This is a genomic window from Streptomyces sp. AM8-1-1 (assembly GCF_032229325.1).
In the GTDB taxonomy this organism is placed as follows: domain Bacteria; phylum Actinomycetota; class Actinomycetes; order Streptomycetales; family Streptomycetaceae; genus Streptomyces; species Streptomyces achmelvichensis.
This window is the reverse complement of the sequence record NZ_CP135086.1, coordinates 3,475,001-3,501,984: the sequence shown is the minus strand read 5'-3', so window position 1 is coordinate 3,501,984 and position 26,984 is coordinate 3,475,001. Positions and strand designations below refer to the sequence as shown.

The window sequence follows — 26,984 nt, the reverse complement described above, 5'->3', positions numbered from 1 at the left end:
GTTGAGCGGTGGGGTCAGCGGGCGTGACGGTTTCCGTCATGCCACCGGCGGTGGCCGCGTCCTTACGTTCGGTGCATGACAGGTGAAGAGCGGGAACGGCCCGGCACGCTCGCGGTGTTCGCCGAGTGGACCGCCGACCGGTACGCGGACCATCCGGCGCTGCGGTTCACCCGGGACGGCTCGTGGCACACGGTGTCCTACACCGGACTGCGCGACACCGTCCGGGCGGTCGGACAGGGGCTGATGGGCCTCGGCGTGCGGGCCGGGGACCGGATCGCGGTCCTCGCCGAGACCCGGCCGGAGTGGACGTACGCGCACCTCGCCTCCCTGGCGGCCGGTGCGGTCGTGGTGCCCGTCTACCCGACGGCCGGGGCCGAAGAGCTGCGCTGGGTACTGGGCGACTCCGGTGCGTCGGTGGTGATCTGCGAGAACGCGGCGCAGGCGGACCGGGTGGAGTCGCTGCGGGACACGCTGCCCGCGGTGCGGCACCTGGTGCTGATGGACCCGCAGACCGGGGCGGAAACGCAGCGCGGGGCGGAGACGCGGCCGGTGGCGGGGGAGCGGCCCGGGGCGGGGACGCGAACGGCGGGGGAGCGGCCCGCGCTCCTCGCGCTGCCCGGGCCCGCACCGCTGGAAGCGCTGCTCGCCCGCGCCCGCCGCGTGCGGCCGGACGACGAGGCCGGGATCGTCTACACCTCTGGCACCACCGGCCCGCCCAAGGGCTGCCGGCTGCTGCACGGCAACCTCGGCGCGATACAGGACGCGACGCTGCCGCTGGTCGACGGCGGCCCGGGCGACCGGACGTACCTCTACCTCCCGCTCGCGCATGTGCTCGCCCAGCTGACGCAGTTCAGCACGCTGATCTACGGCGGCGAGCTCTGCTACTTCGGCGGCCGTATCGAGAACGTCGTCGCCGAACTCGCCCAGGCCCAGCCCACTCATCTGCCCTCCGTGCCCCGGCTCTTCGAGAAGGTCCACGCCTCGGTGCTCGCGCTCGCCGGCGCGCGGGAGGGCGGTCGTGAGCGGCTGGAGGAGGCGGTACGGATCGGGCTGCTGGCGGCGGACGGCGTGCTGCCGCCCGAGCTGACGGACGCGTACAAGCAGGCCGACGAGCAGCTCTACGGCCTGGTGCGGGCGGCCTTCGGCGGCCGGCTGCGCTGGGGTCTCACCGGCGCGGCCCCGATCGCGACCGGGACCCTGGACCTGCTGCGGGCCTGCGGGATCGCCGTGTACGAGGGGTACGGGATGACCGAGTCCGGCGGGGTCATCTCGCTGAACCATCCGGGCGCGGAGCGCCGCGGGACGGTCGGGCGCCCGATCGCCGGCTGCGAGGTGCGCATCGCGGCCGACGGGGAGGTCCTGGCACGCGGGCCGATGGTCTTCCCGGGCTATCACGCGAACCCCGGGGCGAGCGCGGAGGTGCTCGACGACGAGGGCTGGCTGCACACCGGGGACCTGGGCTCGCTCGACCCGGACGGTTATCTGAGCATCACCGGGCGCAAGAAGGACCTGATCATCACGTCCGCCGGGAAGAACCTGGCTCCCGCGGAGGTGGAGCTCGCGATCGAGCGCTCACCGTATGTGTCGCACGCGGTGATGGTGGGGGACCGTCGGCCTTATCCCGTGGCCCTGATCACGGTGGACCCGCTGGAGACCGGCGACGCGGATCCGGCGGCCGTCCGATCCCTGGTCCAGGAGGCGGTCGACGCGGCGAACGCGCAGGTGGCGCGGCCGGCCCGGATCAGGGCGTTCGCCGTGCTGGAGAAGGACTTCTCGATCGGGGACGGAGTGCTCACGCCCACCCTGAAGGTCCGCCGCCGTGCCGTGCTGGAGCGGTACGCCGACGTCATCGACGGGCTGTACGGCGACGGCTGAGGCGACCGGCGGACCCAAGGCAGGAGCCCTGCCCCGCACTGGACGTGCGGGGCAGGGCTCCTTGGTACTGCTAAGTCGTGCGCGATCGACGACCCATGGCTGATTAGGCCGGGGTCACGTTCTCCGCCTGCGGGCCCTTCGGACCCTGAGTGACGTCGAAGTTCACGACCTGGTTCTCCTCGAGGGAGCGGAAGCCAGACGCGTTGATCGCGGAGTAGTGGACGAAGACATCCGGGCCGCCGCCGTCCTGGGCGATGAAGCCGAAGCCCTTTTCAGCGTTGAACCACTTGACGGTTCCGGTAGCCATAAGCCCTCCTTGGGCCAAAGGGTTGCCCTGCTCCAGAACCTGCAAACAAGTCTGAAAACTACAAAAGCCTGCGGGTCACATGCTCCGCAGGCTCTGTACTGCAAGGGAAACCAAACTGCAACTTGCGTCGAGCCTAGCACGCAGGGTGTTCACAGCGGTAGAGGGAAAGATCACGTCACCCGGACGTTTGAAAAGATCTTGGTCTGCTGACGAATCGCAGCTCGGGAGGGGCGCGGGCGGCGTCCCCGTGGCCGCCAGGCGCGTGCCGCGCACGCCCCCGGCGCGTCGCGCCGGCCTCCACAGGTCTAGCCTCGCGATGTGGACAGTCTTGGAGAAAGCACAGCAGCCGACCACCGTCGCAGCCGCCCCCGTGTGGGGCACATCCAGTTCCTCAACTGTCTCCCTCTGTACTGGGGGCTGGCGCGCACCGGAACCCTCCTCGATCTCGAGCTGTCGAAGGACACCCCGGAGAAGCTCAGCGAGCAGCTGGTGCGCGGTGATCTGGACATCGCGCCCGTCACCCTCGTGGAATTCCTGCGCAACGCGGACCGGCTCGTCGCCTTTCCGGACCTCGCGGTCGGCTGTGACGGACCGGTCATGTCCTGCGTGATCGTGTCGCAGGTGCCGCTGGAGAAGCTCTCCGGGGCGCGGGTCGCGCTGGGTTCCACCTCCCGCACCTCCGTACGCCTGGCGCAGCTGCTGCTGGCCGAGCAGTACCAGGTCACTCCGGACTACTACACATGCCCGCCCGACCTCGGCCAGATGATGCTGGAGGCCGAGGCCGCCGTGCTGATCGGGGACGCCGCGCTGCGCGCCTCGCTGCACGACGCGCCGCGGCTCGGCCTCCAGGTCCACGACCTGGGGAAGATGTGGAAGGAGTGGACCGGGCTGCCGTTCGTCTTCGCGGTGTGGGCGGCGCGCAAGGACTATCTGGCCCGCGAGCCCGAGATGGTGCACGAGGTCCACGAGGCCTTCCTCGCCTCCCGCGATCTCTCCCTCCAGGAGGTCGCCAAGGTCTCCGAGCAGGCCGCACGCTGGGAGACCTTCGACGCGGAGCTGCTGGAGCGGTACTTCCGTACGCTCGACTTCCGCTTCGGCCCCGACCAGCTCGCCGGGGTACGCGAGTTCGCCCGCCGCACGGGGCCGGCGACCGGCTACCCGTCGGACGTGACGGTCGAACTGCTCGGCGCCCGATGACGTCCGGCCCGGGTGACCGCCGGGCCGTGTGATCGTCTCAGCGCGCGAGGTCCGTAGGGCGCGCGCTGATCCACGCCCGCAGGGCGCGCGCTGATCCACACGGCGGGCCGATCCTCAGGACGTCGGGACGGGCGCCTGCATGTGCTTGCTGATCCACTCGATGGATCCGTCCCCCATGCCCTGCACATACGTCTTGGCGTTGTGCTCGCCGTCCTGGATGACCTGGAGGCGGGTCTTCACCGGGCCCTTGCCGTAGTCGCGCACGAACTTCTTCACCCGCGCGACCCCCGACTCCTTCGTGCCCACCTGGAACGCCAGATAGACCGCGTTGGCCCCGGTGTCCGGCCTTGCGCCGAGCGCCTCGGCGAGCTTCTCCGGGTTGTTGGCCTGGCGTTGGGGCTCGTGGCCCGACCAGAGCGGGGAGTCCGGCACGGTGTCCGGGCCCGAGGCGATGACGGCCTTGAACCGGTCCGGCCGCTGGAGCACGGACTTCAGGCCCACGAACGCGCCGGACGACGAGCCCATGAAGGCCCAGCCGTCGCGGCTGGTGAAGGTGCGGAAGTTGGCCTTCACGAAGTCGGGGACGTCCTCGGTCATCCAGGTGCCCATCTTCGGCTGCCCGGGTATGTCGCTGCCGTCGTAGTAGTTCTCCGCGTCCGGGTTCAGCACCGGCATCACCACGATGAAGGGAAGGCTCCTTCCCTCCTTCGACCACTTCGCGATGCCGCTCTGGAGCCCCAGGTCCGTGCCCATCCAGTAGTTGTTCGGATAGCCGTTGCCGCCGGGAAGGGCTATCAGGACGGGGAAGCCGCTGCTTGCGTACTTCTCGTCGAAGTACTGCTCGGGCGCCCACACCCAGACCTTGCCCGTGAAGCCGGACTTCCTGCCCTCCAGGGTGGTGACGCCTATTCGGGTGCCGTCGTCCAGCGTGTTCTGGGTGGTGAAGGAGGCCTTGGGGCCGGTCGGCAGCAGCGTCTTCGCGGCGGCCTCGGCCGCCGCCCCGCCTCCGGTCTGCGCGCCACCGCTGCCGGTGGGGGCCTTCACGGCCGGTCCGTCGAAGCTCACCGGTTCGCCCTCGTCGGAGCAGCCCGTGGCGAGCAGGACGGAGCCGAGGGCGGCGGCGGTCACGAGGGCGCGGGAGAGGCGATTCATGCAGGGAGCTCCGAGGGTTCCGGCGCGGTCGGCGGCGCGGGCGGGGCGCAGGCATCTTTTCGGACAAGCTGCGCGAACGGCGCCCAGGGAGACGGCCGGTACCCGGGATCGGTTGGCCTCCGGTCGCGGGCAATCCCCGTGATGCCGGACACGCCGGGGCCTACCCTGATGAGCAGCAGGGGCGGGCGTGACAGGCGTGGAACAACCGGGGGAGTACAGATGCAGCCGCTGGATCCGGGCGAGCCGCGGAGCATCGGTGCGTACCGGCTGCTCGGTCGGCTGGGGGCGGGCGGAATGGGCCGCGTCTACCTCGGGCGCAGTGCCGGCGGCCGCACCGTCGCGGTGAAGATCGTCCATCCGCACTTCGCGCTCGACGAGGAGTTCCGGGCCCGGTTCCGCCGCGAGGTCGACGCGGCACGGCGGGTCGGCGGCCAGTGGACGGCGCCCGTGCTCGACGCCGACCCGGAGGCGTCCGTGCCGTGGGTGGCGACCGGATATGTGGCCGGACCCCCGCTGTCCCAGGCGGTGACGGAACACGGCCCGCTGCCCGCCCACTCGGTACGGGTGCTGGGCGCGGGTCTCGCCGAGGCGCTGGCGGCCGTGCACGCGCTGGAACTGGTGCACCGCGATGTGAAGCCGTCCAACGTGCTCCTCACCCTCGACGGGCCGCGGCTGATCGACTTCGGGATCGCCCGCGCCACCGAGGGCACCGCCTCCCTCACCTCCACCGGCGTCTCCGTCGGATCGCCGGGCTACATGTCGCCCGAGCAGATCCTCGGCAAGGGCATCACCGGGGCCGCCGACGTCTTCTCGCTGGGCGCGGTCCTCGCGTTCGCGGCGACGGGGACCGCTCCCTTCCCCGGCGACTCCTCGGCGGCGCTGCTCTACAAGGTGGTGCACGAGGAACCCGAACTGGCCGGTCTGGAGGGCGATCTGCGCGATCTGGTCGCCCAGTGCCTCGCCAAGGACCCCTCCGCGCGGCCGTCACCCGGCGAGATCGCGCGCCGGCTCGCGCCCGGCGGGGCCGCCGCGCTGGTCGCCGCCGGCTGGCTGCCGGGACCGCTGGTCGAGCAGGTGAGCCGGTCCGCGGTGACGCTGCTGAACCTGGAGCCGGCGGACCAGGCCGTGGCGGACGCCGCGTCGGGGCCGGTGGCCTTCAGCAGCCCCGCGATCGGGACGTTCGGACCGCCGGTCGACCCCGTCGGTCAGCTGCCCTCCCACCCCGGCGGTGCGGCGACGGGGCCGGCCGCGCCGCCCGCCGGCCCTCCCGGGACACCGCCCGGCAGGCGCCGGGTGAGCTGCACCGTGACCCTGACGCTCGCCGCCGCGCTGGCCGCGGTGACGATCGGCGGCGGCTTCCTGCTCGACCTGTGGCCGGGCACCGGCAGCGGTGCCGACCATGCCGACACGGGGGCCGAACCGCCGGGCTCCAGCGCCGCGTCCACCCCCGGCCCGTCCACTCCCCGCCCTTCCGCCTCGGCCTCGCAGGAACCCGGGGACAAGGTGACGGCCGTACCGAAGGCCTTCATCGGCAGCTGGGAGGGTCCCTTCAAGGTCAGCCTCGCGGGAAGCGAACTGGAGGCGGGGACCTTCACCGTCGTCATCCGTGCGGGCAGGACGGGCGCGACGTTCGGCACGGTCAGCCAGTACGACGCGCTCGGCAACCTCTCCTGCGAGGACAACCTCGTCCTGCGCGGCGCGACGACCGCCGAGCTCGTCGCCGACGGCAGCTCCAGCGGCAAACCCGGCAACACCTGCACACCGGGCACCCACACGGTGAAGCTGCGCCTGGACGGGGACCGGGTCCAGTACACATCGCGCGAGCCGCGGGCGGGCGATCCGCGCGCCACGCTGGAGCGTACGGACTGACTCCGGGCACCGGCCGGAAGGCGGCCGAAGCGGCTGGCGTAGGCTGGAGCGGCCCGCAGATGCTCCGAAAAACCGCCGAAAGGTGACACCCGGTGACCGAGAAGGCCGACCTTCAGTCCGTGCTGGACCGTGCCGCTGAGGGCGGTCGGATCACGCCCGAGGAAGCGCTGGAGCTGTACCGCTCGGCCCCGCTGCACGCACTGGGAACGGCGGCCGACGCCGTCCGCCGGCGGCGCTACGCCGGTACCGAGCACATCGCGACGTACATCATCGAGCGCAACATCAACTACACCAACGTGTGTGTCACGGCCTGCAAGTTCTGCGCCTTCTACGCGCCGCCGAAGGACACTGCGAAGGGCTGGACCCGCGATCTCGACGACATCCTGCGGCGCTGCGCGGAGACGGTCGAACTGGGCGGCACCCAGATCATGTTCCAGGGCGGGCACCACCCGGACTTCGGCGTCGAGTACTACGAGGAGCACTTCTCGGCGATCAAGAAGGCGTACCCGCAGCTGGTCATCCACTCCCTCGGCGCCTCCGAGATCGAGCACATGGCCCGGATCTCCGGGGTCTCCGCGGAGGAGGCCATCCGCCGGATCCACGCCGCGGGCCTCGACTCGTTCGCGGGCGCCGGCGCCGAGCTGCTCCCGGCCCGTCCGCGCCAGGCGATCGCCCCGCTGAAGGAGTCCGGCGAGCGCTGGCTGGAGATCATGGAGATCGCGCACGGCCTGGGCGTGGAGTCGACCTCCACGATGCTCATGGGCACCGGCGAGACGAACGCCGAGCGCATCGAGCACCTGCGGATGATCCGCGACGTGCAGGACCGCACCGGCGGCTTCCGTGCCTTCATCCCGTACACGTACCAGCCGCAGAACAACAAGCTGAAGGGCCAGACGCAGGCCACGCTCTTCGAGTACCTGCGGATCATCGCCATCGCCCGTCTCTTCCTCGACAACGTCGCGCACATCCAGGGCTCCTGGCTCACCACCGGCAAGGAGGTCGGCCAGCTCACCCTGCACTACGGCGCTGACGACCTCGGCTCGGTGATGCTGGAGGAGAACGTCGTCTCCTCGGCCGGCGCCAAGCACCGCTCCAACCTGCACGAGATCATCGAGATGATCCGCACCGCCGACCGCGTCCCGGCGCAGCGCTCCACGACGTACGAGCACCTCGTCGTGCACGACGACCCGGCGAACGACCCGGTCGACGACCGCGTCGCCTCGCACATCTCCTCCACGGCGATCGAGGGCGGCACGGCCCACCCCGAGCTCAAGCTGCTGAGCGCCAACTGAGGCCGCCTTGCTGACGATCCATGTGGCCGACGCCGTGTCGCTCGCCGGCCACAAGGACGTGCGGGCGGTCGTCGTCGACGCCGGGCTCATCGTGGAGATGGGTCCGTACGACGCGATGACCGCGGCGCGCCCCCAGGCGCGGGTGCGGACCTGGCCCGGGCTGCTGGTGCCGGGCCTGCGCCACCCCCAGGCGGTCGACCTGCTGGAGTCGGCCTACCACCCCGACCCGCGGGAGGCCGACGAGCTCGGCACCGAGCCGCTGACGGGGGACGCCCTGGCGGCCCTGGAACTGGACGACAAGCGCCTCGGCGGCAGCGCCCGCCGGGGGCTTCAGCGGATGCTCGGGCACGGCGTCACCGCCGTCACCGGTCCCTTCAGCCGGCCCCCCGTCCGCACCGCCGTGGCCCGCTCCGGACTGCGGGTCCGCGAGCCCGTGCCGGTCCGGGCGACGGAGGGCGTCACACTCGACCCGCTGCGGATCCTTCCGCTGAGCGCGCTGCTCGACGGCGGGCTCTCGGTCGGAGCGCCGGCAGACTTCGCCGTTTTCGACGTTCCCGTGGACGAGCCGCCCGCACAGGCGCTGCGCCTGCACGGCGCCGGGACGTGCGTGGCGACGGTCCTCGGCGGCCGGCTGGTGTACCGCCGCGCCTAGGGCCCGGACAGGGCCTGGTGCCGCTCCGGCAGGCTTTGCCCTGTCGCGCCGCCCTCGACGGGCGGACATCGCCGGGCGAGGCACTGGGCATTCACCACGGCTGCTTGAATGGGCTGCGTGATCCGAGCCTCCCTGGACAAGCAGCCGCACGAAGTCGCCTCGATGTTCGACGACGTGGCGGCGAACTACGACCTCACCAACGACGTCCTCTCGCTCGGCCAGGACCGGCGGTGGCGCAAGGAGGTCGCGAAGGCGGTGGACGCGCGTCCGGCGCAGAAGATCCTCGACCTCGCGGCCGGCACCGGCACCTCCTCGCTGCCGTTCAGCGCGGCCGGTGCGTATGTCGTGCCCTGCGACTTCTCCCTCGGCATGCTCCGTGAGGGCAAGAAGCGCAACGCCTGGCTGCCGCTGACCGCGGGCGACGCGACGCGACTGCCGTTCCGCGACGGCGTCTTCGACGCGGTGACGATCTCCTTCGGGCTGCGCAACGTGCAGGAGACGGACACGGCCCTGCGCGAGATGCACCGGGTGACCCGGCCCGGCGGACGCATCGTGATCTGCGAGTTCTCGCACCCCACATGGGCCCCGTTCCGGACGGTCTACGAGGAGTACCTGATGCGGGCGCTGCCGCCGGTGGCGCGCGCGGTCTCCTCCAACCCCGACGCGTACGTCTACCTCGCCGAGTCCATCCAGTCCTGGCCGGACCAGCCCGAGCTGGCGGCGAAGCTCCAGCGCGCGGGCTGGGCGAAGGTCGCCTGGCGGAACCTGTCGGGCGGCATCGTGGCACTGCACCGGGGCACCAAGCCGGCCTGAGCCGCACGCGCCGCGAGCGGCGGGAGCAACCGGCGAGAACGACGGGGGAGTTGACGGGAACCGTCCGGCGGGCAGGATGTGTCAGTTCACTCGCAGCCCCGTTCCCCACGGTCCCGGAGTCTCCATGGCCTCGTACTGTCCGCACTGCGGTTCCCCGTCCCCGGACGAGGCACGCTTCTGCATGAAATGCGGGCGTGAGCGGCTCCCGGCAGCCGAGACGGGCCCACCGCCCGTGCCGCCGGCCCTGCCGCCCTCTCCCACCGCGCTGCCCGCTCCCGCGCTCCCGGCCCCTCCCGCCGGGCCCTCGCCCGTCGGGCAGTTCGCCGGCCGGGTCCTGCGCGGCGACTGGGCGCGGCCCGCGCAGGCCGCGCTCTTCCCGGCCGGGCTGCTGCTCGTCCTGGCCGTGGCCCTCGCGTTCCCCTCGTACGGACAGGACGACGAGGTCGTCGTCGGCTGGGTCGCACGGCTGCGGATCGCGCTCGCGATGCTGCTCCAGGGGGTCGGCGGCGGGTTCGGGATCAAGGCCGCCGGAGGAGGATCGCCCTTCGGAGAGGACTTCGGATCGGATTCCGGCTCCGGCTCCGGCTCCGGCTTCGGATCGGATTCCGGGTCCGGTTTCGGTGACGCTTTCGGCTCGTCCGACGCCATGGGCAGCGCCTCGCTCTCGCTGGTGCCGCTCACCGTGACGCTGCTCTTCGTCGCCGCGCTCTACCTGGGAGCCCGGATGCTGCGTACGCGCGGCGCCGGACTGGAGGCGGCCGTACGGCTCTCGCTCGTGGTCACCGCGGCGGTGCTGGTCCTCGGACTGTTCGCCCAGCCCGACATCGACGGCGTCGAGGTCTCCTCGTCGCCGCTGCTCGCGATGCTCGGAGCGCTGGCGATCTCGCTCGTCGTGAGCTGCGCCGTCCTCCAGCGCGACCACCTCGCCTCCTGGCTGGGCATGCGCCCCGCCGCCGCCTCGGCGGTCCGCGCCCTCGGCACGGCGGTGCGGGCGCTCGGCGCGGTGATCGCGCTCTGCTCGGTGGTGGGCTACATCGTGTACGCGGTGCAGGACGACGTGGACGGCACGGCTCTGCTGGGCGCGCTGCCCTTCCTGCCCAACATCGGGTTCGCGGTGCTCGGACTGAGCTGGGGCGTGCCGCTGGAGTACGACGTCCAGGGGGAGGCCGGCGGCTTCGGATCGAGCTCGGAGAGCGGCGCGTTCGGACTGTCGGAGATCGGCGACCTGTGGGGCAACGGCGCGGTCGCCGGGGCCCTGACGCTCGGTGTGGTCTGTGCGCTGGTCCTCGGCATCTGGACGGCCCTGCGTTCGCCGGACCGCCGTGAGCATCTGCTGACCGGCGGCTTCCTGCTCGGCCTGTTCCTGCTGTTCCTGGGGTTCACCGGGCTCGCGGCGGACGTCTCGGGCGGCGTGGGCGGCTTCGGTGGCCAGGGCCGTTCGGAGGTGGCCCCGAGCGTTCCGGACGCGCTCCTGTTCGGTCTGCTGTGGGTGGGCGGTGCGGTGCTTCTGGCTCCCTACGCGGTGAAACTGACGGGGCGGCAGCCGGCCGTTGCGCCGTACGCGTCGGCGCCGCCGGCCTATCCGCCGCCCCCCATGACGCCGGGCCCGGCGGGTGCCACCGTCGCGGGCGCCTGGCCGGTGGCCGGCGCACCGGGCCAGGGGGGACCGGACGAGACCGACGGGCACGCGGTCGGCGCCGACGCGGGTCCGCCGCCGACCTCGGGCCACGATCTGCCGGCCACCGGGGACGCCCCGGCGGGACAGCCGCGTCCGGCAGCCCCGGACAACGCGGCGGCCCCGGGCGCATCCGCAGCCCCGGCGGCCCCCGGCGCATCCGCAGCCCCGGCCGCACCAGCGGTCCCGCCCGCCGCCCCCGCTGTTCCGCCCGCGGGCGACGCGGCAGGCGCTCCCGCGGGTCCGCCGATGCCCGGAACTCCGGGGGCACCGGCGGCTCCCGGGGCGCACGGGCCGGGCGCTCCCGTGCCGGTGTACGACGCCGAGACCTATGTGCCGGCCGGCTACGGACCCCACACTCCCCACACCTTCGACCTGGCCGCAGGGCACGCGGCGGTGCCCCCGCCCGGGAGCGACCAGGCCGCCGCCGCGCGCCGGCGCAAGGTGCTCGTCTGGACCGGCACCCTCGTCGCCGCGTTCGTCATCGGCGGCGGTGTCGCGGCCGGCGTGCTGTTCCTGCAGAAGGACGACGGCGGTTCCGGCCGTGCGTCGGACAAGCCCGCCGCCTCGCCTTCGCAGGCGCCCTCGGCGCCCGCGTCCCCCTCCCCGACTCCGTCGCAGGAGCCCACCGCGGGGCCGGGTGCCAGTACGCCGCCCGGCGCGAACGCGACTCCCTCGCAGCCGTCCGACGGCGCACTGCCCGCCGGCTTCGTCCTCAAGAACGACCCCGCCGGATTCACCGTCGCCGTCATGGACGGCTGGCAGCGGCGGCAAACCGGCAGCCAGATCTTCTACGAGGCTCCCACAGGGGGCTCGTACCTCCAGATCGGCGTCATCAAGAACGCGCCGATGTCGTCCTACGAAAACTTCGTCGACCTGGAGAGCAAGCGCCAGGCGCTCCCCGAGGTCCGCTACCAGCGTCTGCAACTGGTCCGGAACACCTACCAGGGACGCCCCGGCGCGCTGTGGGAGTTCACCAACATCCCCGATCCGGAGAAGAGCACCGTGCTGCGCCATGTCATCGACCAGGCCTTCGTGGCGGCCGACGGCACGGAGTACGCGATCCTCGCCGGCGACCGGGCGGACCTGTGGGACACCGAGAACGACGTGGTCTTCTCGACCGCCCTCAGCAGCTTCAAGCCGAACTAGCCGGACTACCCCGCGCACCGGCCGAACTCCCGGCCGCGCACCGGCCGAACGAGCCCGACCGTCCCGGGGCCCGGCCCGGACCGCCGGAACCGGCGGGCCGGGAGCGGGACCGGTCCCGGACCGCCGGATCAGGCCTCTGTCAGGTCCAGCCGGAAACAGCACCCCTGCCGCTTCGACACCGGGGCCGTGAACGTCTCCGACAAGTGCATCCCGAGCCGCTCGGTCACCGCGATCGAGCGCTTGTTGGCCGCGTCGACCATGGCCACGACCTGGCCGACCCCCGCCGCCCGCACCCGCTCCAGCGTGGTGCGGGCGGCGGCCGTCACATAGCCCTTGCCCCATGCCCGCCGTGCCAGCCGCCAGCCGATCTCGATCTCGCCGACCGGTCCGAAGTGCGTGTGCGGCCAGGGCTGCGCGCCCGTGAAACCGATGACCTCGCCCTGCTCGTCGAGCATCGTCCAGAAGCAGAAGCCGAGCTCCGCGTCATGCCGGCGCTGGCGTGCCGTGAGCTCCTCGTATACCGACAACTCGGCCGCCCTGCCGCCCTGGAACTCCATGACGTCCGGGTCGGCGAAGACCCGGTGCCAGGCGACGGCGTCCTCGTCGGTGGGCACGCGGAGCTGTACGGCGGGGAGGAGCCTGCTCATGGGGGAGCCCTTCGGTCGCTGATCTGTACGCCCCCATAGACTGCACATGTCCAGTGCCATCCGGTACGCAATATCGAGTCTTCGGGAGAACCCGCCGTGACCGAGTCGCTCGCCAAGAACACGGCGCACAGCGCGGATGTGATCGTTGTCGGGGCAGGCCCGGCCGGCTCCACGACCGCCTACCACCTCGCCAAGTCGGGCCTGGACGTTCTGCTGCTGGAGAAGACCGCGTTCCCGCGCGAGAAGGTCTGCGGCGACGGGCTGACCCCGCGCGCCACCAAGCAGCTGGTGGGCATGGGCATCGACATCTCCGAAGAGGCCGGCTGGCTGCGCAACAAGGGCCTGCGGATCATCGGCGGCGGGGTGCGGCTCCAGCTCGACTGGCCGGAACTCGCCTCGTTCCCGGACTACGGACTCGTCCGCAAGCGCGACGACTTCGACGAGCAGCTGGCCCGCCAGGCGCAGAAGGCGGGCGCACGGCTTCACGAGCGCTGCAACGTGGGCGCCCCGATCATCGACGAGCGGACCGGCCGGATCACCGGCGTGGAGGCCAAGCTCGGCGAGGAGAAGACCCCGGTCACCTTCCACGCCCCGCTGGTCGTCGCCGCCGACGGCAACTCCTCCCGCATCTCCCTCGCCATGGGTCTGCACCGCCGGGACGACCGCCCGATGGGCGTGGCCGTGCGCACGTACTTCACGAGCCCCCGCCACGACGACGACTACCTGGAGTCCTGGCTGGAGCTGTGGGACCGCCGCGGCCCGGGCGAGGACCGGCTGCTGCCGGGCTACGGCTGGATCTTCGGCATGGGCGACGGCACCTCCAACGTCGGCCTCGGTGTCCTCAACACCTCGGCGGCGTTCAAGGAGCTGGACTGGCGCGAGGTGCTGAAGGCCTGGTGCGCCTCGATGCCGGAGGACTGGGGCTACACCGAGGAGAACATGACGGGCCCGATCCGCGGCGCCGCGCTCCCGATGGCCTTCAACCGCCAGCCGCACTACACCAAGGGCCTGCTGCTCGTCGGTGACGCGGGCGGCCTGGTCAACCCGTTCAACGGCGAGGGCATCGCGTACGCCATGGAGTCCGGGGAGATCGCGGCCGACGTGATCGTCCAGGCGCACTCCCGCCGGACCCCCGCCCAGCGCGAGCTGGCGCTGCACCGCTACCCGAAGGTCCTCAAGGACACCTACGGCGGCTACTACACGCTGGGCCGCGCCTTCGTGAAGCTGATCGGCAACCCGAAGGTGATGAAGATCGCGACCCAGCGCGGCCTTTCCCACCCGATGCTGATGCGGTTCACGCTGAAGATGCTGGCCAACCTCACCGACCCGACGGGCGGGGACGCGATGGACCGGATCATCAACGGCCTCTCCAAGGTGGCTCCGAAGGCCTGATCGTTCAAGGCCGGGCCGCTCGGCAGGGAGCCGAGCGGCTCGGTCCCCGGCAGTTGACCGTCAGACGTTGACGATCTTCACTGCGTCGCTGCCACGCCTCGTCGATCGCCCTGCTGTGGCCGCGGGTCCGCGCCGACGGGCTGCCCCCGACCGGTCACCGCGGTCCGAGGTTCTCCTGCGCGGCGGCGTGGACGCCCTGCTCACCACGCTGGGCTCGAACTGGCGTCGGCAACCGCCCACTTTGCACCTTGTGTCCTCGTCCGCGTACGGCATCCCGTTGTGCGGCGACCGTTCCGGTGCATCTGATGCGTCCCGCGGAGCGCGTCGGCGTCCCGTCGGCCACCGCCCGCCGGCCCGCCACGGTCCTGCGCAACGTCGGCCCGTTGGACCCCGTCCGGACCGGGATCGCGGTGCTGTGCGGCCTGACCCCTCTCGAACGGGCCCTGCCGGGCGCCTGAGGGCCGGAGACGGGATCGCCGAAGGGCCGCGGCTCCGGCGGGAGCCACGGCCCTTCAGAAGGCTGCTGCAGGTGTCAGAGAACCCGGACCGCACCGCTCGCCGGGTAGCCCGACAGGTCCTGGATGACGACGCCCTTGCTGGGGTTGGCCGCGTCGAGGTACTGGCCGTCGCCGATGTAGACGCCGGTGTGGTACGCGCTGCCGGCGCCACCCCAGTACAGGATGTCGCCGACCTGGAGGTTGCTGGTGCCCACCTGGGTGCCCGCCAGCGACTGGTCCTGCGAGACGCGGGGGAGGTCGACGCCGACCTGCCGGAACGCGGCCTGGACGAGGCTGGAGCAGTCCCACGAGTTGGGGCCGGTGGCGCCCATGACGTAGGCGTCGCCGAGCTGGGCCTTGAGGAAGGCAACCACGGTCGCGGCGGAGCCGGTCGCGTTCGAGCTGTTGCTGCTGTACGCCGCGAGCGTGGAACGCTCGCTGGTACGGGAGGCGCGCTCCTGGGAAGCGGCCTCGGCACGCTGCTTCGCCTCGGCCTTCTCGGCCTCGGCCTTGCGGACCGCCTCGGCCTTGGCCTTCTTGGCGGCCTGTGCGGCCTTCGTGGCGGCGGCGTCCTCCTGTGCCTGCAACTCCTGGTCGAGAGCGACCTGCTGGGTCGCCTCGGCGGACTGCGCGACGGCTTGGGAGAGACCGGCGGTGAGCGTGGGCATCTCAATGGTCTCGGTGACCGGGTCGGCGTTGGCCGGTCCGGCGGCTCCGGCCACTGCGATCGTGCTGAGGACGCCACCGGCAACTCCGGCCCGGAGCGCCATCGTCGAGGCGCTGCGCCGGCGGGGCTTCCGGTGGCTGGGTATGTGAGCGGTGTGGGACATGGGACAACCGCTATCAGGGGGAGACGGTTCCCTTCAAGAAACGTGTGTTGCGCCACAGTTACGACCGGAACCTTTCAATCCGCTCCCGTCGGCGCCTTATTGACGCCCTAACGGGCAAAACGGGCATGCGTGATCACAGCTGTGATCATGGGCTTTCCGTAAAAGGTCCGAATTGCCTGGCGCTTACCATCGCTTCACACCGATGGCCAAGCCCGCTTTTGTTGAGAGTTTGAGCGAGTGGCGCAGGTCACAGAAAGGTCACCTCTCGGGGCCCCGGAAGTTCGTGAACGCGTGCACGCGTCCACCTTCGTCCGCGGAGGCGCTCGCCCGGGTGACGAGACGTCCTCTATCACCCGATGCGGTCCATCGCCAATTTGCCCGAACGGGCTCCGCCTTGCTATGCCCGCACCCCTTCCACCAGCGGTAACGCATGCGGATGTCACTTCTCGTGACCGCTCGGGCGCTTCGCGTATGAAGATCACCGCTCATCCGGCTTCATGATCCTTCGCCGGGTGGTGGAGATCACAAAGGCGTTGTCGTACCCCGTGTCGCAGATCACAGACCGGCAGGCATAGGATGCGGGGCAGTCGGGCTTGTGAACTGCCTCACATACACGCGATCTTCGAGGCGGCGAGACGAATGCCCGGTGCGGTCCAACGGTCAAGGACGACTGGAAGGAGCGAGGAGGGTGAATGCTTACGCGCCCATCCTTGTGCTCGGCGCCCTCGGGGCAGGGTTTGCGATCTTCTCCGTGGTCATGGCCACGCTTATCGGCCCGAAGCGCTACAACAGGGCGAAACAAGAGGCGTACGAGTGCGGCATCGAACCCACTCCCACGCCGGCCGGCGGCGGCCGCTTTCCCATCAAGTACTACCTGACGGCGATGCTCTTCATCGTCTTCGACATCGAGATCGTCTTCCTCTACCCCTGGGCGGTCACCTTCGACGCCCTGGGGCTTTTCGGGCTCGTGGAGATGCTGCTCTTCGTGCTCACCGTCTTCGTCGCCTATGCGTATGTGTGGCGGCGCGGCGGCCTGGAATGGGACTGAGGGGCTGAGGGGCACCAATGGGACTCGAAGAGAAACTGCCGAGCGGTTTCCTGCTGACCACCGTCGAACAGGCCTCGGGCTGGGTGCGCAAGTCATCCGTCTTCCCGGCCACGTTCGGTCTGGCCTGCTGCGCCATCGAGATGATGACGACCGGTGCCGGACGGTACGACCTGGCCCGGTTCGGCATGGAGGTCTTCCGCGGCTCGCCGCGCCAGGCCGACCTGATGATCGTGGCGGGCCGGGTGAGCCAGAAGATGGCGCCCGTCCTGCGGCAGGTCTACGACCAGATGCCCAACCCCAAGTGGGTCATCTCCATGGGCGTGTGCGCTTCGTCGGGCGGAATGTTCAACAACTACGCAATTGTGCAGGGCGTCGACCATGTCGTCCCTGTTGATATCTATTTGCCCGGGTGCCCGCCGCGTCCGGAGATGCTGATGGACGCCATTCTCAAGCTCCACCAGAAGATCCAGTCCTCCAAGCTCGGCGTGAACGCGGAGGAAGCGGCCCGCGAGGCGGAGGAAGCGGCGCTCAAGGCGCTTCCCCTGATCGAGATGAAGGGGCTGCTCCGGTGAGCGACGTACGCACGGCCGCCGTGCCGCAGATGACGAGCGAATCCGCACCCCCGAGCCGTACGGGCGGAGAAGCGATCCAGGGGGTGCAGCGATGACGGACCAGCCGAACCCCGAGAAGGAACTCAGCGAGCAGAACCTTCCCGGACAGCGTGGTGAGGGCGGCGAGGAGATCCGCGTCCAGCGCGGCATGTTCGGTGCCAACAACGGCGGCGACACCTCCGGCTACGGCGGCCTCGTCCGCTCCGTCCGGCTGCCCGGCCCGACGAACCGCCCCTACGGCGGCTACTTCGACGAGGTCGCCGACGAGCTCGAGGGCGCGCTGGAAGAACAGGGTCTCGTCCCCGAGAACGTCATCGAGAAGACGGTCGTCGACCGCGGGGAGCTCACCTTCCACGTCGCGCGCGAGCTGCTGACGCAGGTGGCCCGCACCCTGAGGGACGACCCGGCCCTGCGCTTCGAGCTCTGTACCGGTGTCAGCGGTGTCCACTATCCCGAGGACAAGGGCCGCGAGCTGCACGCCGTCTACCACCTGCGCTCGCTCACCCACGGCCGGCTGATCCGCCTCGAGGTCTCCGCCCCGGACAGCGACCCGCACGTGCCCTCCCTCGTCGCCGTCTATCCGACCAACGACTGGCACGAGCGCGAGACCTACGACTTCTTCGGGCTCGTCTTCGACGGCCACCCCGCCCTCACCCGGATCATGATGCCGGACGACTGGCAGGGCTACCCGCAGCGCAAGGACTATCCGCTCGGCGGCATCGCCGTCGAGTACAAAGGCGCCCAGATCCCGGCTCCTGACCAGCGGAGGTCGTACTCGTGAGTACATCGCACGCGTCCGCACGTGAGACCACCGAGGGGACTGTATATACAGTCACCGGCGGCGACTGGGACGAGGTCGTGCAGAGCGCGGCCAAGGCCGACGACGAGCGCATCGTCGTCAACATGGGCCCGCAGCACCCCTCGACCCACGGCGTGCTCCGGCTGATCCTGGAGATCGACGGCGAGACGGTCACCGAGGCCCGCTGCGGCATCGGGTATCTGCACACCGGCATCGAGAAGAACCTCGAGTACCGGACCTGGACGCAGGGCACCACCTTCGTCACGCGCATGGATTACCTGACGCCGTTCTTCAACGAGACGGCGTACTGCCTCGGCGTGGAGAAGCTGCTCGGCATCGAGGACCAGATCCCGGACCGCGCGACGGTCATCCGCGTCCTGCTGATGGAGCTGAACCGGCTCTCCTCGCACCTGGTGTGCATCGCCACCGGCGGTATGGAGCTCGGCGCCACCACGATCATGATCTACGGCTTCCGCGATCGTGAACTGATTCTCGACATCTACGAACTGATCACCGGCCTGCGGATGAACCACGCGTACATCCGCCCCGGAGGCCTCGCCCAGGATCTGCCGCCGGGTGCCGTGGACCAGCTCCGCGAGTTCGTGAAGACGATGAAGAAGAACCTGCCGGAGTACGACAAGCTCGCCACCGGCAACCCGATCTTCAAGGCCCGTATGCAGGACATCGGGTACCTCGACCTCACCGGCTGCATGGCGCTGGGCGCCACCGGACCGATCCTGCGCTCGGCGGGCCTCGCCCACGACCTGCGCAAGACCGACCCGTACTGCGGCTACGAGACGTACGACTTCGACGTCCCGACCGCCGACACCTGCGACTCCTACGGCCGCTTCCTCATCCGGCTGGAGGAGATGCGGCAGTCGCTGCGCATCGTCGAGCAGTGCCTGGACCGGCTGGAGCCGGGCCCGGTCATGGTCGCGGACAAGAAGATCGCCTGGCCCGCGCAGCTCGCGCTCGGGCCCGACGGACTCGGCAACTCCCTCGACCACATCAAGCAGATCATGGGCACCTCCATGGAGGCCCTGATCCACCACTTCAAGCTGGTGACCGAGGGCTTCCGGGTCCCCGCCGGTCAGGCGTACGCGGCTGTCGAGTCCCCCAAGGGCGAGCTCGGTGTCCATGTCGTCTCCGACGGCGGCACCCGCCCCTACCGGGTCCACTTCCGTGACCCGTCCTTCACCAACCTTCAGGCCATGGCGGCGATGTGCGAGGGCGGCCAGGTCGCCGACGTCATCGTCGCCGTCGCGTCCATCGACCCCGTGATGGGAGGCGTCGACCGGTGACCGCAAATCAAGAGGTGAGCCTGGGCATGCCCCAGCTCCCCGCCCCCGACTACCCGGCCGATGTACGCGCCAGGCTCGAAGCGGACGCGAAGGAGATCGTCGCCCGCTACCCCGACAGCCGGTCCGCCCTGCTGCCGCTGCTGCACCTGGTGCAGTCCGAGGAAGGCCATGTCACCCGTACCGGCGTGCGGTTCTGCTCCGAGGTGCTGGAGCTGACCACCGCCGAGGTCACCGCGGTGTCGACCTTCTACTCGATGTACCGGCGCAAGCCCTCCGGCGACTACCAGGTCGGGGTGTGCACCAACACGCTCTGCGCGGTGATGGGCGGCGACGCCATCTTCGACGACCTGAAGGAACACCTCGGGGTCGGCAACGGTGAGACCACCGCGGACGGCAAGGTCACCCTCGAACACATCGAGTGCAACGCGGCCTGCGACTTCGCCCCCGTGGTGATGGTCAACTGGGAGTTCTTCGACAACCAGACGCCCGAGTCCGCCCGCCGGCTCGTGGACGACCTGCGCGAAGGACGGCCCGTCGAGCCGACCCGCGGTGCGCCGCTGTGCACCTACAAGGAGACCGCGCGCATCCTCGCCGGCTTCCCCGACGAGCGCCCCGGCGCCGTCGAGGCCACCGGCGGAGCGGGTCCCGCCTCGCTGATCGGACTGCGCCTCGCCAAGGGCGAGACGACGGCAGCCCGGGTGGTCTCGCCGCGTGCCGAGTCCCGCCAGGACGCGCCCCAGCCCGGTTCCGAGCACCTCAGCTCGCACGACGCACCGCAGAAGACCTCGGACTCCGACCCGGAGCACCCGGCCGGCCCGGTGACCGAGGAGGGGGAGTGATGACCGTGTCCACCGAATTCGGGGGCAGCGCCCAGGGCGAGAGCAGCCCCGAGAAGCTGCTCGCGCCGGTGCTGTCCGCCTTCTGGGACGAGCCCGAGTCCTGGACGCTGGAGACCTACCGGCGTCACGACGGCTACCAGGGTCTGCGCAAGGCACTGGCCATGTCGCCCGACGACCTCATCGCCTACGTCAAGGACTCCGGTCTGCGCGGCCGCGGCGGCGCCGGCTTCCCCACCGGTATGAAGTGGCAGTTCATTCCGCAGGGCGACGGCAAGCCGCACTACCTCGTCGTCAACGCCGACGAGTCGGAGCCGGGCACCTGCAAGGACATCCCGCTCCTCTTCGCCAACCCGCACTCCCTCATCGAGGGCATCGTGATCGCCTGTTACGCGATCCGGTCGAACCATGCCTTCATCTATCTGCGCGGTGAGGTCGTCCCCGTACTGCGGCGGCTGCACGAAGCCGTCCGCGAGGCGTACGAAGCGGGCTTCCTCGGCACGGACATTCTCGGCAGCGGACTCGACCTCGAACTCACCGTGCACGCGGGCGCGGGCGCCTACATCTGCGGTGAGGAGACCGCGCTGCTGGACTCACTGGAGGGCCGGCGCGGCCAGCCCCGGCTGCGGCCGCCCTTCCCCGCGGTCGCCGGTCTGTACGCCTGCCCCACTGTGGTGAACAACGTCGAGTCCATCGCGTCCGTTCCCGCGATCCTGAACAAGGGCAAGGACTGGTTCAAGTCGATGGGCAGCGAGAAGTCCCCGGGCTTCACGCTGTATTCGCTGAGCGGGCACGTCACGAGCCCCGGCCAGTACGAGGCCCCGCTCGGGATCACCCTGCGCCAGCTGCTCGACATGAGCGGCGGCATGCGGGCGGGCCACCGGCTCAAGTTCTGGACGCCGGGCGGCTCCTCCACCCCGATGTTCACCGACGAGCATCTCGACGTCCCGCTGGACTACGAGGGCGTCGGAGCGGCCGGCTCGATGCTCGGCACCAAGGCCCTCCAGTGCTTCGACGAGACCACCTGTGTCGTCAGGGCGGTGACCCGCTGGACCGAGTTCTACGCGCACGAGTCCTGCGGCAAGTGCACGCCGTGCCGTGAAGGCACCTACTGGCTGGTCCAGTTGCTGCGCGACATCGAGGCGGGCAAGGGCGAGATGGCCGACCTCGACAAGCTCAACGACATCGCCGACAACATCAACGGCAAGTCGTTCTGCGCGCTCGGCGACGGCGCCGCGTCCCCGATCTTCTCCTCGCTCAAGTACTTCCGCGAGGAGTACGAGCAGCACATCACCGGCAAGGGCTGCCCCTTCGACCCCGCCAGGTCGACCCTCTGGGCCGACCGGCACACCACTACGGAGGTGAACGCATGACGGTCACTACAAGCGCTCCCTCCGGGGGCGGGGAGGCGGCTGTGCCGCCCGAGGACCTCGTCTCGCTGACGATCGACGGCGTGGAGATCTCCGTCCCCAAGGGGACGCTGGTCATCCGCGCCGCCGAACTGCTCGGCATCGAGATCCCGCGGTTCTGCGACCACCCCCTGCTCGACCCGGCCGGTGCCTGCCGGCAGTGCATCGTCGAGGTCGAGGGCCAGCGCAAGCCGATGGCCTCCTGCACCATCACGTGCACCGACGGCATGGTCGTCAAGTCGCAGCTCACCTCGCCCGTCGCCGAGAAGGCGCAGAAGGGCGTGATGGAGCTGCTGCTGATCAACCATCCGCTCGACTGCCCGGTCTGCGACAAGGGCGGCGAGTGCCCGCTGCAGAACCAGGCGATGTCGCACGGCGGCGCCGAGTCCCGCTTCGAGGGAAAGAAGCGGACGTTCGAGAAGCCGGTGCCGATCTCCACCCAGGTGCTGCTGGACCGCGAGCGGTGCGTGCTCTGCGCACGCTGCACCCGCTTCTCCAACCAGGTCGCCGGCGACCCGATGATCGAACTCCTGGAGCGCGGCGCGCTCCAGCAGGTCGGCACCGGCGAGGGCGACCCCTTCGAGTCGTACTTCTCCGGCAACACCATCCAGATCTGCCCGGTGGGCGCGCTGACCTCGGCGGCGTACCGATTCCGCTCCCGCCCCTTCGACCTGGTCTCCTCGCCGAGCGTGTGCGAGCACTGCTCGAGCGGCTGCGCGACGCGCACCGACCACCGGCGCGGCAAGGTCATGCGGCGGCTCGCGGCCGACGACCCCGAGGTCAACGAGGAGTGGATCTGCGACAAGGGGCGCTTCGGCTTCCGCTACGCGCAGCGCCACGACCGCCTGACCACCCCGCTCGTGCGCAACCCCGAGACCCGCGAGCTGGAAGCGGCGAGCTGGCCGGAGGCACTCGCGGCCGCGGCGGCCGGGCTGACCGCGGCGCGCGGCCGGGCCGGGGTCCTGCTGGGCGGCCGGCTCACCGTCGAGGACTCCTACGCGTACGCCAAGTTCGCCCGGGTCGCCCTCGACACCAACGACGTCGACTTCCGTGCCCGGGTGCACTCCTCCGAGGAGGCCGACTTCCTGGCCGCCCGGGTCGCCGGCCGGGGCCGCGACCTGGACGGCAGCGGGCTCACCTACCGGACGCTGGAGAAGGCGCCCGCGGTCCTGCTCGTCGGGTTCGAGTCCGAGGAGGAGGCCGCCGGGGTCTTCCTGCGGCTGCGCAAGGCGCACCGCAAGCACGGCCAGCGCACCTTCGCGCTGGCCACCCACGCCACCCGCGGTCTGGAGAAGGCGGGCGGCGTCCTGCTGCCCGCGGCCCCCGGCACCGAGACCGAGTGGCTGGACGCGCTCAGCAGCAACGTCGGCCTGGAGGGCGACGGTTCGGCCGCGGCCGACGCGCTGCGCGCCGACGGCGCGGTGATCGTGGTGGGCGAGCGGCTCGCGGCCGTGCCCGGCGGACTCACCGCCGCCGTACGGGCGGCGACCGCGACCGGCGCCCAGCTGGTGTGGATCCCGCGCAGGGCGGGCGAGCGCGGCGCGGTCGAGGCGGGCGCGATCCCCTCGCTGCTGCCCGGCGGCCGCCCGGCCACCGACCCGCGGGCCCGCGAGGAGACCGCCGAGGTCTGGCGCGTACGCGAACTCCCGCACCGCTACGGCCGTGACACCGGCCAGATCGTCGAGGCCGCCGCCATCGGCGAACTGGGCGCGCTGGTCGTCGCGGGCGTCGAGGTCGCGGACCTGCCGGACCCGGCGCGCGCACGTGAGGCGCTCGACTCGGTCGGCTTCCTGGTCTCCCTGGAACTGCGGCCGAGCGAGGTCACCGAGCGGGCGGACGTGGTCTTCCCGGTCGCCGCCGTCGCCGAGAAGTCCGGCACCTTCCTCAACTGGGAAGGCAGGGCACGGCTGTTCGAGGCCGCGCTCAAGCCGGAACAGATGACGCGCCGGCTGGCGCCGTCCGACGCGCGGGTGCTGCACATGCTCGCCGACGAACTCGACGTCCCCTTCGGACTGCCCGACCTGAAGTCGGCCCGCAGGGAGCTGGACCGGCTCGGCTCGTGGGACGGCCCGCGGGCCACCGAACCGATGGAGTCCGCACAGTCGCTGCCCCGTGCCGGCGAGGGCGAGGCGGTACTGGCCGGACACCGGCTGCTGCTCGACCAGGGTCTGCTCCAGCAGGGCGACGAGGCGCTGGCGGGCACCCGCCACGCGGCGGTCGCCCGGCTCTCGGCGACGACCGCGGCCGAGACCGGCGTCAAGGACGGCGACGTCCTGTCCGTCTCGGGCCCGTCGGGTTCGGTCAGCTTCCCGCTCCAGGTGACGGCGATGCCGGACCGGGTGGTGTGGCTGCCGCTGAACTCCGCGGGCGGCGGCGTCACCTCGGACACCGGCGCCGTCCCCGGACAGCTGGTCCGCATCGGCCCGGCAGCGGCCCCGGCCGTCACCACTGAGGTACCGGAGGTGCGAGCGTGAGTGCCCTCGCTCATTTCGCGGAAGCCCAGCAGAGCGTTCTCGCCGCCGAGGATCTCTCGATGTTCGGGCGCGACCCGTGGTGGCTCGTCGTCATCAAGGCCGTGTTCTGCTTCGCCTTCCTGATGATCACCGTGCTGTTCTCCATCGTGTGGGAGCGCAAGGTGGTGGCCTGGATGCAGCTGCGCATCGGGCCCAACCGGCACGGCCCCTGGGGCATGCTCCAGTCGCTCGCCGACGGCATCAAGCTCATGCTCAAGGAAGACCTGATCGTCAAGCGCGCGGACAAGGTCGTCTACGTCCTCGCGCCGATCGTCGCCGCGATCCCGGCCTTCATGGCGATCGCCGTGATCCCGTTCGGCCCGTCCGGCAACGAGGTCTCGATCTTCGGCCACCGCACCACGATGCAGCTGACCGACCTGCCGATCGCGATGCTCTACATCCTCGCGGTCGCCTCGGTCGGCATCTACGGCATCGTGCTCGCGGGCTGGTCGTCCGGCTCCACGTATCCGCTCCTCGGCGGACTCCGCTCCTGCGCGCAGATGATCTCGTACGAGATCGCGATGGGCGCGGCGTTCGCCTCCGTCTTCCTCTACTCCGGGTCGATGTCGACCTCGGCGATCGTCGAGGCGCAGGCGGACCGCTGGTACATCATCCTGCTGCCGGTCTCCTTCATCATCTACGTGATCACGATGGTCGGTGAGACCAACCGGGCGCCGTTCGACATGCCCGAGTCCGAGGGCGACCTCGTCGGCGGCTTCAACACCGAGTACAGCTCGATCAAGTTCGCGATGTTCATGCTGGCCGAGTACGTCAACATGGTCACCGTCTCCGCCGTCTCGGTCACCCTCTTCCTGGGCGGCTGGCGGGCTCCCTACCCGATCTCCACGTTCTGGGAGGGCGCGAACCACGGCTGGTGGCCGATGCTCTGGTTCGTCATCAAGGTCCAACTGCTGTTGTTCTTCTTCATCTGGCTGCGCGGCACGCTTCCCCGTGTCCGCTACGACCAGCTGATGAAGCTCGGCTGGAAGGTCCTCATCCCCGTCTCGGTGGTCTGGCTGATGCTGGTCGCGACCGTGCGGGCGCTGCGGAACGAGAACTACGACTTCCAGCAGATCGTGCTCTACGTCGGCGGCGCGGTCATCGCCGTCCTGCTGCTCTCCTTCGTCTTCGACATCTTCCGAGGCAAGAAGGAGAAGGAGGCGGAGGCCCAGGCGGCGAAGGAAGCGCCCGCGGCCTTCGACCCGATGGCGGGCGGGTTCCCCGTACCGCCGCTGCCGGGACAGGAGTTGCCGCCGGTGCCGCGCAGGCGTCCGCGCCGGGAGCGCGAGCTGATTGTCAGTGGTGGACCCGATACTCAGGGTGACGGACCTCGTGACGGAAAGGAGGCTGACGGTGTCTGAGGGATCCGAGAACAAGTTCCAGAATCCGGTTGCCGGCTTCGGCGTGACCTTCAAGGCCATGTTCAAGAAGCGGCTGACCGAGCAGTACCCGGAGGAGCAGAAGGTCACGGCGCCGCGCTTCCACGGCCGGCACCAGCTCAACCGGCACCCGGACGGCCTCGAGAAGTGCATCGGGTGCGAGCTGTGCGCCTGGGCCTGTCCGGCGGACGCGATCTATGTGGAGGGCGCGGACAACACCGAGGAGGAGCGCTACTCCCCGGGCGAGAGGTACGGCCGCGTCTACCAGATCAACTACGCCCGCTGCATTCTCTGCGGGCTGTGCATCGAGGCCTGCCCGACCCGGGCGCTGACGATGACGAACGACTTCGAGCTGGCCGACAGCTCCCGCGAGGCGCTGATCTACACCAAGGAGCAGCTCCTCGCCGGACTCGAGGAGGGCATGGTCGACTCGCCCCACTCGATCTTCCCCGGCACGGACGAGCAGGACTACTACCGGGGTCTGGTCACCGAGGCCGCTCCCGGCACGGTCCAGCAGGTCGCCCTCTCCAAGCAGGAGAAGCCGCAGGAAGGCGCCTCCACCTTCGGTGACGGGGAACCGGCTTCGGGGAAGGTGGCCGGATCATGAACGCCCTCGCCGCCACCACCACCTCGACGGGTGAGGCCGTCCAGTTCTGGGTGCTCGGCACCGTCGCCGTGATCGGCGCCCTGTGCACGATCCTGATGCGGCGGGCCGTGCACAGTGCACTCTGCCTCGCCGGGACCATGATCGTCCTGGCGGTCTTCTACCTCGCCAACGGCGCCTACTTCCTCGGTGTCGTGCAGATCGTCGTCTACACGGGCGCGATCATGATGCTGTTCCTCTTCGTCGTCATGCTGGTAGGCGTCACCGCCGCCGATTCGCTCAAGGAGACGCTGAAGGGCCAGCGCTGGCTCGCCGCGGCCTGCGGACTCGGCTTCGGCATCCTGCTGATCGCCGGCATCGGCAACGCCTCGCTGAAGAACTTCAACGGACTCGGCGCGGCCAACAGCGTCCACGGCGGCAACGTCGAGGGACTCGCCGCCCTGATCTTCACCAAGTACGTCTTCGCCTTCGAGATCACCGGCGCGCTGCTGATCACCGCGACCGTCGGCGCGATGGTGCTCACCCACCGGGAGCGCACCGAGCGGGCCAAGACGCAGCGGGAGCTGTCGGAAGAGCGGGTCCGCGAGGGCAAGCACCTGCCCCCGCTGCCGGCTCCGGGTGTCTACGCCCGGCACAACGCCGTGGACATCGCCGGTCTGCTCCCGGACGGCACGCCGTCCGAGCTCACGGTCATGCAGACGCTGCGGCAGCGCGGCCAGATCCGCGACGTGTCGGACGAGGCGCTGGCGGACCTCAAGGCGCTGGAGCGGCGCTCGGAGGACCGGCTCGGCCGTGACCACGACGAGCACGAAGAGGAGGTCGCGAAGTGAATCCCGTCAATTACCTGTATCTCGCAGCGCTGTTGTTCACCATCGGCGCGGCCGGGGTGCTGATCCGGCGGAACGCGATCGTCGTCTTCATGTGCGTCGAGCTGATGCTCAACGCCTGCAACCTCGCGTTCGTCGCCTTCTCCCGTATGCACGGCAACCTCGACGGCCAGATCATCGCGTTCTTCACGATGGTCGTCGCCGCCGCGGAGGTCGTGGTCGGGCTCGCGATCATCGTGTCGCTGTTCCGTTCCCGTCACTCGGCCTCGGTCGACGACGCCAGCCTGATGAAGCTGTAAGGGGCCGCCGG

24 protein-coding genes are annotated in these 26,984 nt (G+C 70.6%); 20 read left to right on the top strand and 4 right to left on the bottom strand.

Annotation, left to right across the window (positions count from 1 at the left end):
• Positions 1-75: 75 nt before the first annotated feature.
• Positions 76-1,875, top strand: coding sequence for a long-chain fatty acid--CoA ligase (locus RPQ07_RS15755; RefSeq protein WP_313944776.1), 1,800 nt, complete (start codon positions 76-78; stop codon positions 1,873-1,875).
• A gap of 103 nt (positions 1,876-1,978) precedes the next feature.
• Here the strand turns inward: RPQ07_RS15755 and RPQ07_RS15750 are convergent, their stop codons facing one another.
• Complete coding sequence (locus RPQ07_RS15750) at positions 1,979-2,182, bottom strand: cold-shock protein (protein ID WP_003967102.1); 204 nt, start codon at positions 2,180-2,182, stop codon at positions 1,979-1,981.
• Between the two features lie 318 nt (positions 2,183-2,500).
• On the opposite strand from RPQ07_RS15750, the gene RPQ07_RS15745 reads away from it, so the two are divergent.
• A complete protein-coding gene (locus tag RPQ07_RS15745; protein ID WP_313944775.1) occupies positions 2,501-3,379 on the top strand; it encodes a menaquinone biosynthesis protein in 879 nt (292 codons plus the stop codon).
• A gap of 114 nt (positions 3,380-3,493) precedes the next feature.
• Here RPQ07_RS15745 and RPQ07_RS15740 read toward each other — a convergent pair whose 3' ends face one another.
• Positions 3,494-4,531 (bottom strand): alpha/beta hydrolase, encoded by a 1,038-nt coding sequence (locus RPQ07_RS15740; RefSeq protein WP_313944774.1) that lies wholly within the window; start codon positions 4,529-4,531, stop codon positions 3,494-3,496.
• Between the two features lie 219 nt (positions 4,532-4,750).
• Between RPQ07_RS15740 and RPQ07_RS15735 the strand changes: the two genes are divergently transcribed.
• The 5 genes from RPQ07_RS15735 (at position 4,751) to RPQ07_RS15715 (ending at position 11,981) form a co-directional block, all read left to right on the top strand.
• Positions 4,751-6,400: a serine/threonine-protein kinase gene (locus tag RPQ07_RS15735; RefSeq protein ID WP_313944773.1), complete on the top strand. Its 1,650-nt coding sequence runs from the start codon at positions 4,751-4,753 to the stop codon at positions 6,398-6,400.
• Between the two features lie 92 nt (positions 6,401-6,492).
• Complete coding sequence (mqnC, locus tag RPQ07_RS15730) at positions 6,493-7,692, top strand: cyclic dehypoxanthinyl futalosine synthase (RefSeq protein WP_313944772.1); 1,200 nt, start codon at positions 6,493-6,495, stop codon at positions 7,690-7,692.
• A 7-nt stretch (positions 7,693-7,699) separates the two neighbouring features.
• Positions 7,700-8,344 carry a hypothetical protein gene (locus tag RPQ07_RS15725; RefSeq protein ID WP_313944771.1) on the top strand — a complete coding sequence of 215 codons (645 nt, stop codon included), beginning with the start codon at positions 7,700-7,702 and terminating at the stop codon, positions 8,342-8,344.
• 117 nt (positions 8,345-8,461) lie between these two features.
• Positions 8,462-9,157, top strand: coding sequence for a demethylmenaquinone methyltransferase (locus RPQ07_RS15720; protein ID WP_313944770.1), 696 nt, complete (start codon positions 8,462-8,464; stop codon positions 9,155-9,157).
• 76 nt (positions 9,158-9,233) lie between these two features.
• Positions 9,234-11,981, top strand: coding sequence for a zinc ribbon domain-containing protein (locus tag RPQ07_RS15715; RefSeq protein WP_413777740.1), 2,748 nt, complete (start codon positions 9,234-9,236; stop codon positions 11,979-11,981).
• Positions 11,982-12,109: 128 nt separating this feature from the next.
• Here RPQ07_RS15715 and RPQ07_RS15710 read toward each other — a convergent pair whose 3' ends face one another.
• Positions 12,110-12,628 (bottom strand): GNAT family N-acetyltransferase, encoded by a 519-nt coding sequence (locus RPQ07_RS15710; RefSeq protein WP_313944768.1) that lies wholly within the window; start codon positions 12,626-12,628, stop codon positions 12,110-12,112.
• A 96-nt stretch (positions 12,629-12,724) separates the two neighbouring features.
• On the opposite strand from RPQ07_RS15710, the gene RPQ07_RS15705 reads away from it, so the two are divergent.
• Positions 12,725-14,020, top strand: a complete 1,296-nt coding sequence (locus RPQ07_RS15705; RefSeq protein WP_313944767.1) for a geranylgeranyl reductase family protein — start codon at positions 12,725-12,727, stop codon at positions 14,018-14,020.
• 305 nt (positions 14,021-14,325) lie between these two features.
• On the top strand, positions 14,326-14,478 hold the full coding sequence (locus RPQ07_RS15700; RefSeq protein ID WP_313944766.1) for a hypothetical protein: 153 nt from the start codon (positions 14,326-14,328) through the stop codon (positions 14,476-14,478).
• A 74-nt stretch (positions 14,479-14,552) separates the two neighbouring features.
• Here RPQ07_RS15700 and RPQ07_RS15695 read toward each other — a convergent pair whose 3' ends face one another.
• Positions 14,553-15,347, bottom strand: coding sequence for a C40 family peptidase (locus RPQ07_RS15695; RefSeq protein WP_313944765.1), 795 nt, complete (start codon positions 15,345-15,347; stop codon positions 14,553-14,555).
• 688 nt (positions 15,348-16,035) lie between these two features.
• Between RPQ07_RS15695 and RPQ07_RS15690 the strand changes: the two genes are divergently transcribed.
• From RPQ07_RS15690 to nuoK, 11 genes are all read left to right on the top strand, one after another.
• Positions 16,036-16,395, top strand: coding sequence for an NADH-quinone oxidoreductase subunit A (locus RPQ07_RS15690; RefSeq protein WP_313944764.1), 360 nt, complete (start codon positions 16,036-16,038; stop codon positions 16,393-16,395).
• Positions 16,396-16,412: 17 nt separating this feature from the next.
• Positions 16,413-16,967 carry an NADH-quinone oxidoreductase subunit B family protein gene (locus tag RPQ07_RS15685; RefSeq protein ID WP_313944763.1) on the top strand — a complete coding sequence of 185 codons (555 nt, stop codon included), beginning with the start codon at positions 16,413-16,415 and terminating at the stop codon, positions 16,965-16,967.
• 91 nt (positions 16,968-17,058) lie between these two features.
• Positions 17,059-17,787 carry an NADH-quinone oxidoreductase subunit C gene (locus RPQ07_RS15680; protein ID WP_313944762.1) on the top strand — a complete coding sequence of 243 codons (729 nt, stop codon included), beginning with the start codon at positions 17,059-17,061 and terminating at the stop codon, positions 17,785-17,787.
• Positions 17,784-19,106 carry an NADH-quinone oxidoreductase subunit D gene (locus RPQ07_RS15675; RefSeq protein WP_313944761.1) on the top strand — a complete coding sequence of 441 codons (1,323 nt, stop codon included), beginning with the start codon at positions 17,784-17,786 and terminating at the stop codon, positions 19,104-19,106. Before RPQ07_RS15680 ends, RPQ07_RS15675 begins: the two co-directional genes overlap by 4 nt.
• A 26-nt stretch (positions 19,107-19,132) precedes the next feature.
• Positions 19,133-19,945 carry an NADH-quinone oxidoreductase subunit NuoE gene (gene nuoE / locus RPQ07_RS15670; protein WP_313948906.1) on the top strand — a complete coding sequence of 271 codons (813 nt, stop codon included), beginning with the start codon at positions 19,133-19,135 and terminating at the stop codon, positions 19,943-19,945.
• Positions 19,945-21,315 carry an NADH-quinone oxidoreductase subunit NuoF gene (gene nuoF, locus RPQ07_RS15665; RefSeq protein WP_313944760.1) on the top strand — a complete coding sequence of 457 codons (1,371 nt, stop codon included), beginning with the start codon at positions 19,945-19,947 and terminating at the stop codon, positions 21,313-21,315. The genes nuoE and nuoF overlap by 1 nt, the downstream gene beginning before the upstream one ends.
• Positions 21,312-23,825 (top strand): NADH-quinone oxidoreductase subunit G, encoded by a 2,514-nt coding sequence (locus RPQ07_RS15660; RefSeq protein WP_313944759.1) that lies wholly within the window; start codon positions 21,312-21,314, stop codon positions 23,823-23,825. Before nuoF ends, RPQ07_RS15660 begins: the two co-directional genes overlap by 4 nt.
• A gap of 59 nt (positions 23,826-23,884) precedes the next feature.
• Positions 23,885-25,225, top strand: coding sequence for an NADH-quinone oxidoreductase subunit NuoH (nuoH, locus tag RPQ07_RS15655; protein WP_313948905.1), 1,341 nt, complete (start codon positions 23,885-23,887; stop codon positions 25,223-25,225).
• Positions 25,218-25,850 carry an NADH-quinone oxidoreductase subunit NuoI gene (nuoI, locus tag RPQ07_RS15650; RefSeq protein WP_313944758.1) on the top strand — a complete coding sequence of 211 codons (633 nt, stop codon included), beginning with the start codon at positions 25,218-25,220 and terminating at the stop codon, positions 25,848-25,850. The genes nuoH and nuoI overlap by 8 nt, the downstream gene beginning before the upstream one ends.
• The gene (locus RPQ07_RS15645; RefSeq protein ID WP_313944757.1) at positions 25,847-26,677 is read left to right on the top strand and encodes an NADH-quinone oxidoreductase subunit J; all 831 of its coding nucleotides are present in this window, start codon (positions 25,847-25,849) and stop codon (positions 26,675-26,677) included. Before nuoI ends, RPQ07_RS15645 begins: the two co-directional genes overlap by 4 nt.
• Positions 26,674-26,973 carry an NADH-quinone oxidoreductase subunit NuoK gene (gene nuoK, locus RPQ07_RS15640; RefSeq protein ID WP_069927518.1) on the top strand — a complete coding sequence of 100 codons (300 nt, stop codon included), beginning with the start codon at positions 26,674-26,676 and terminating at the stop codon, positions 26,971-26,973. The genes RPQ07_RS15645 and nuoK overlap by 4 nt, the downstream gene beginning before the upstream one ends.
• Positions 26,974-26,984 lie beyond the last annotated feature (11 nt).

Excerpts from the sequence above, each read along its gene's own strand:
- RPQ07_RS15710 (WP_313944768.1), bottom strand. The coding sequence starts at position 12,628 with ATGAGCAGGCTCCTCCCCGCCGTACAGCTCCGCGTGCCCACCGACGAG.
- RPQ07_RS15755 (WP_313944776.1), top strand. The coding sequence starts at position 76 with ATGACAGGTGAAGAGCGGGAACGGCCCGGCACGCTCGCGGTGTTCGCC.
- RPQ07_RS15700 (WP_313944766.1), top strand. The coding sequence starts at position 14,326 with ATGCGTCCCGCGGAGCGCGTCGGCGTCCCGTCGGCCACCGCCCGCCGG.
- RPQ07_RS15685 (WP_313944763.1), top strand. The coding sequence starts at position 16,413 with ATGGGACTCGAAGAGAAACTGCCGAGCGGTTTCCTGCTGACCACCGTC.
- RPQ07_RS15740 (WP_313944774.1), bottom strand. The coding sequence starts at position 4,531 with ATGAATCGCCTCTCCCGCGCCCTCGTGACCGCCGCCGCCCTCGGCTCC.
- RPQ07_RS15750 (WP_003967102.1), bottom strand. The coding sequence starts at position 2,182 with ATGGCTACCGGAACCGTCAAGTGGTTCAACGCTGAAAAGGGCTTCGGC.
- RPQ07_RS15735 (WP_313944773.1), top strand. The coding sequence starts at position 4,751 with ATGCAGCCGCTGGATCCGGGCGAGCCGCGGAGCATCGGTGCGTACCGG.
- RPQ07_RS15660 (WP_313944759.1), top strand. The coding sequence starts at position 21,312 with ATGACGGTCACTACAAGCGCTCCCTCCGGGGGCGGGGAGGCGGCTGTG.
- RPQ07_RS15645 (WP_313944757.1), top strand. The coding sequence starts at position 25,847 with ATGAACGCCCTCGCCGCCACCACCACCTCGACGGGTGAGGCCGTCCAG.
- RPQ07_RS15695 (WP_313944765.1), bottom strand. The coding sequence starts at position 15,347 with ATGTCCCACACCGCTCACATACCCAGCCACCGGAAGCCCCGCCGGCGC.
- nuoE (WP_313948906.1), top strand. The coding sequence starts at position 19,133 with ATGCCCCAGCTCCCCGCCCCCGACTACCCGGCCGATGTACGCGCCAGG.
- nuoH (WP_313948905.1), top strand. The coding sequence starts at position 23,885 with ATGTTCGGGCGCGACCCGTGGTGGCTCGTCGTCATCAAGGCCGTGTTC.
- RPQ07_RS15680 (WP_313944762.1), top strand. The coding sequence starts at position 17,059 with ATGACGGACCAGCCGAACCCCGAGAAGGAACTCAGCGAGCAGAACCTT.
- RPQ07_RS15715 (WP_413777740.1), top strand. The coding sequence starts at position 9,234 with ATGTGTCAGTTCACTCGCAGCCCCGTTCCCCACGGTCCCGGAGTCTCC.
- nuoF (WP_313944760.1), top strand. The coding sequence starts at position 19,945 with ATGACCGTGTCCACCGAATTCGGGGGCAGCGCCCAGGGCGAGAGCAGC.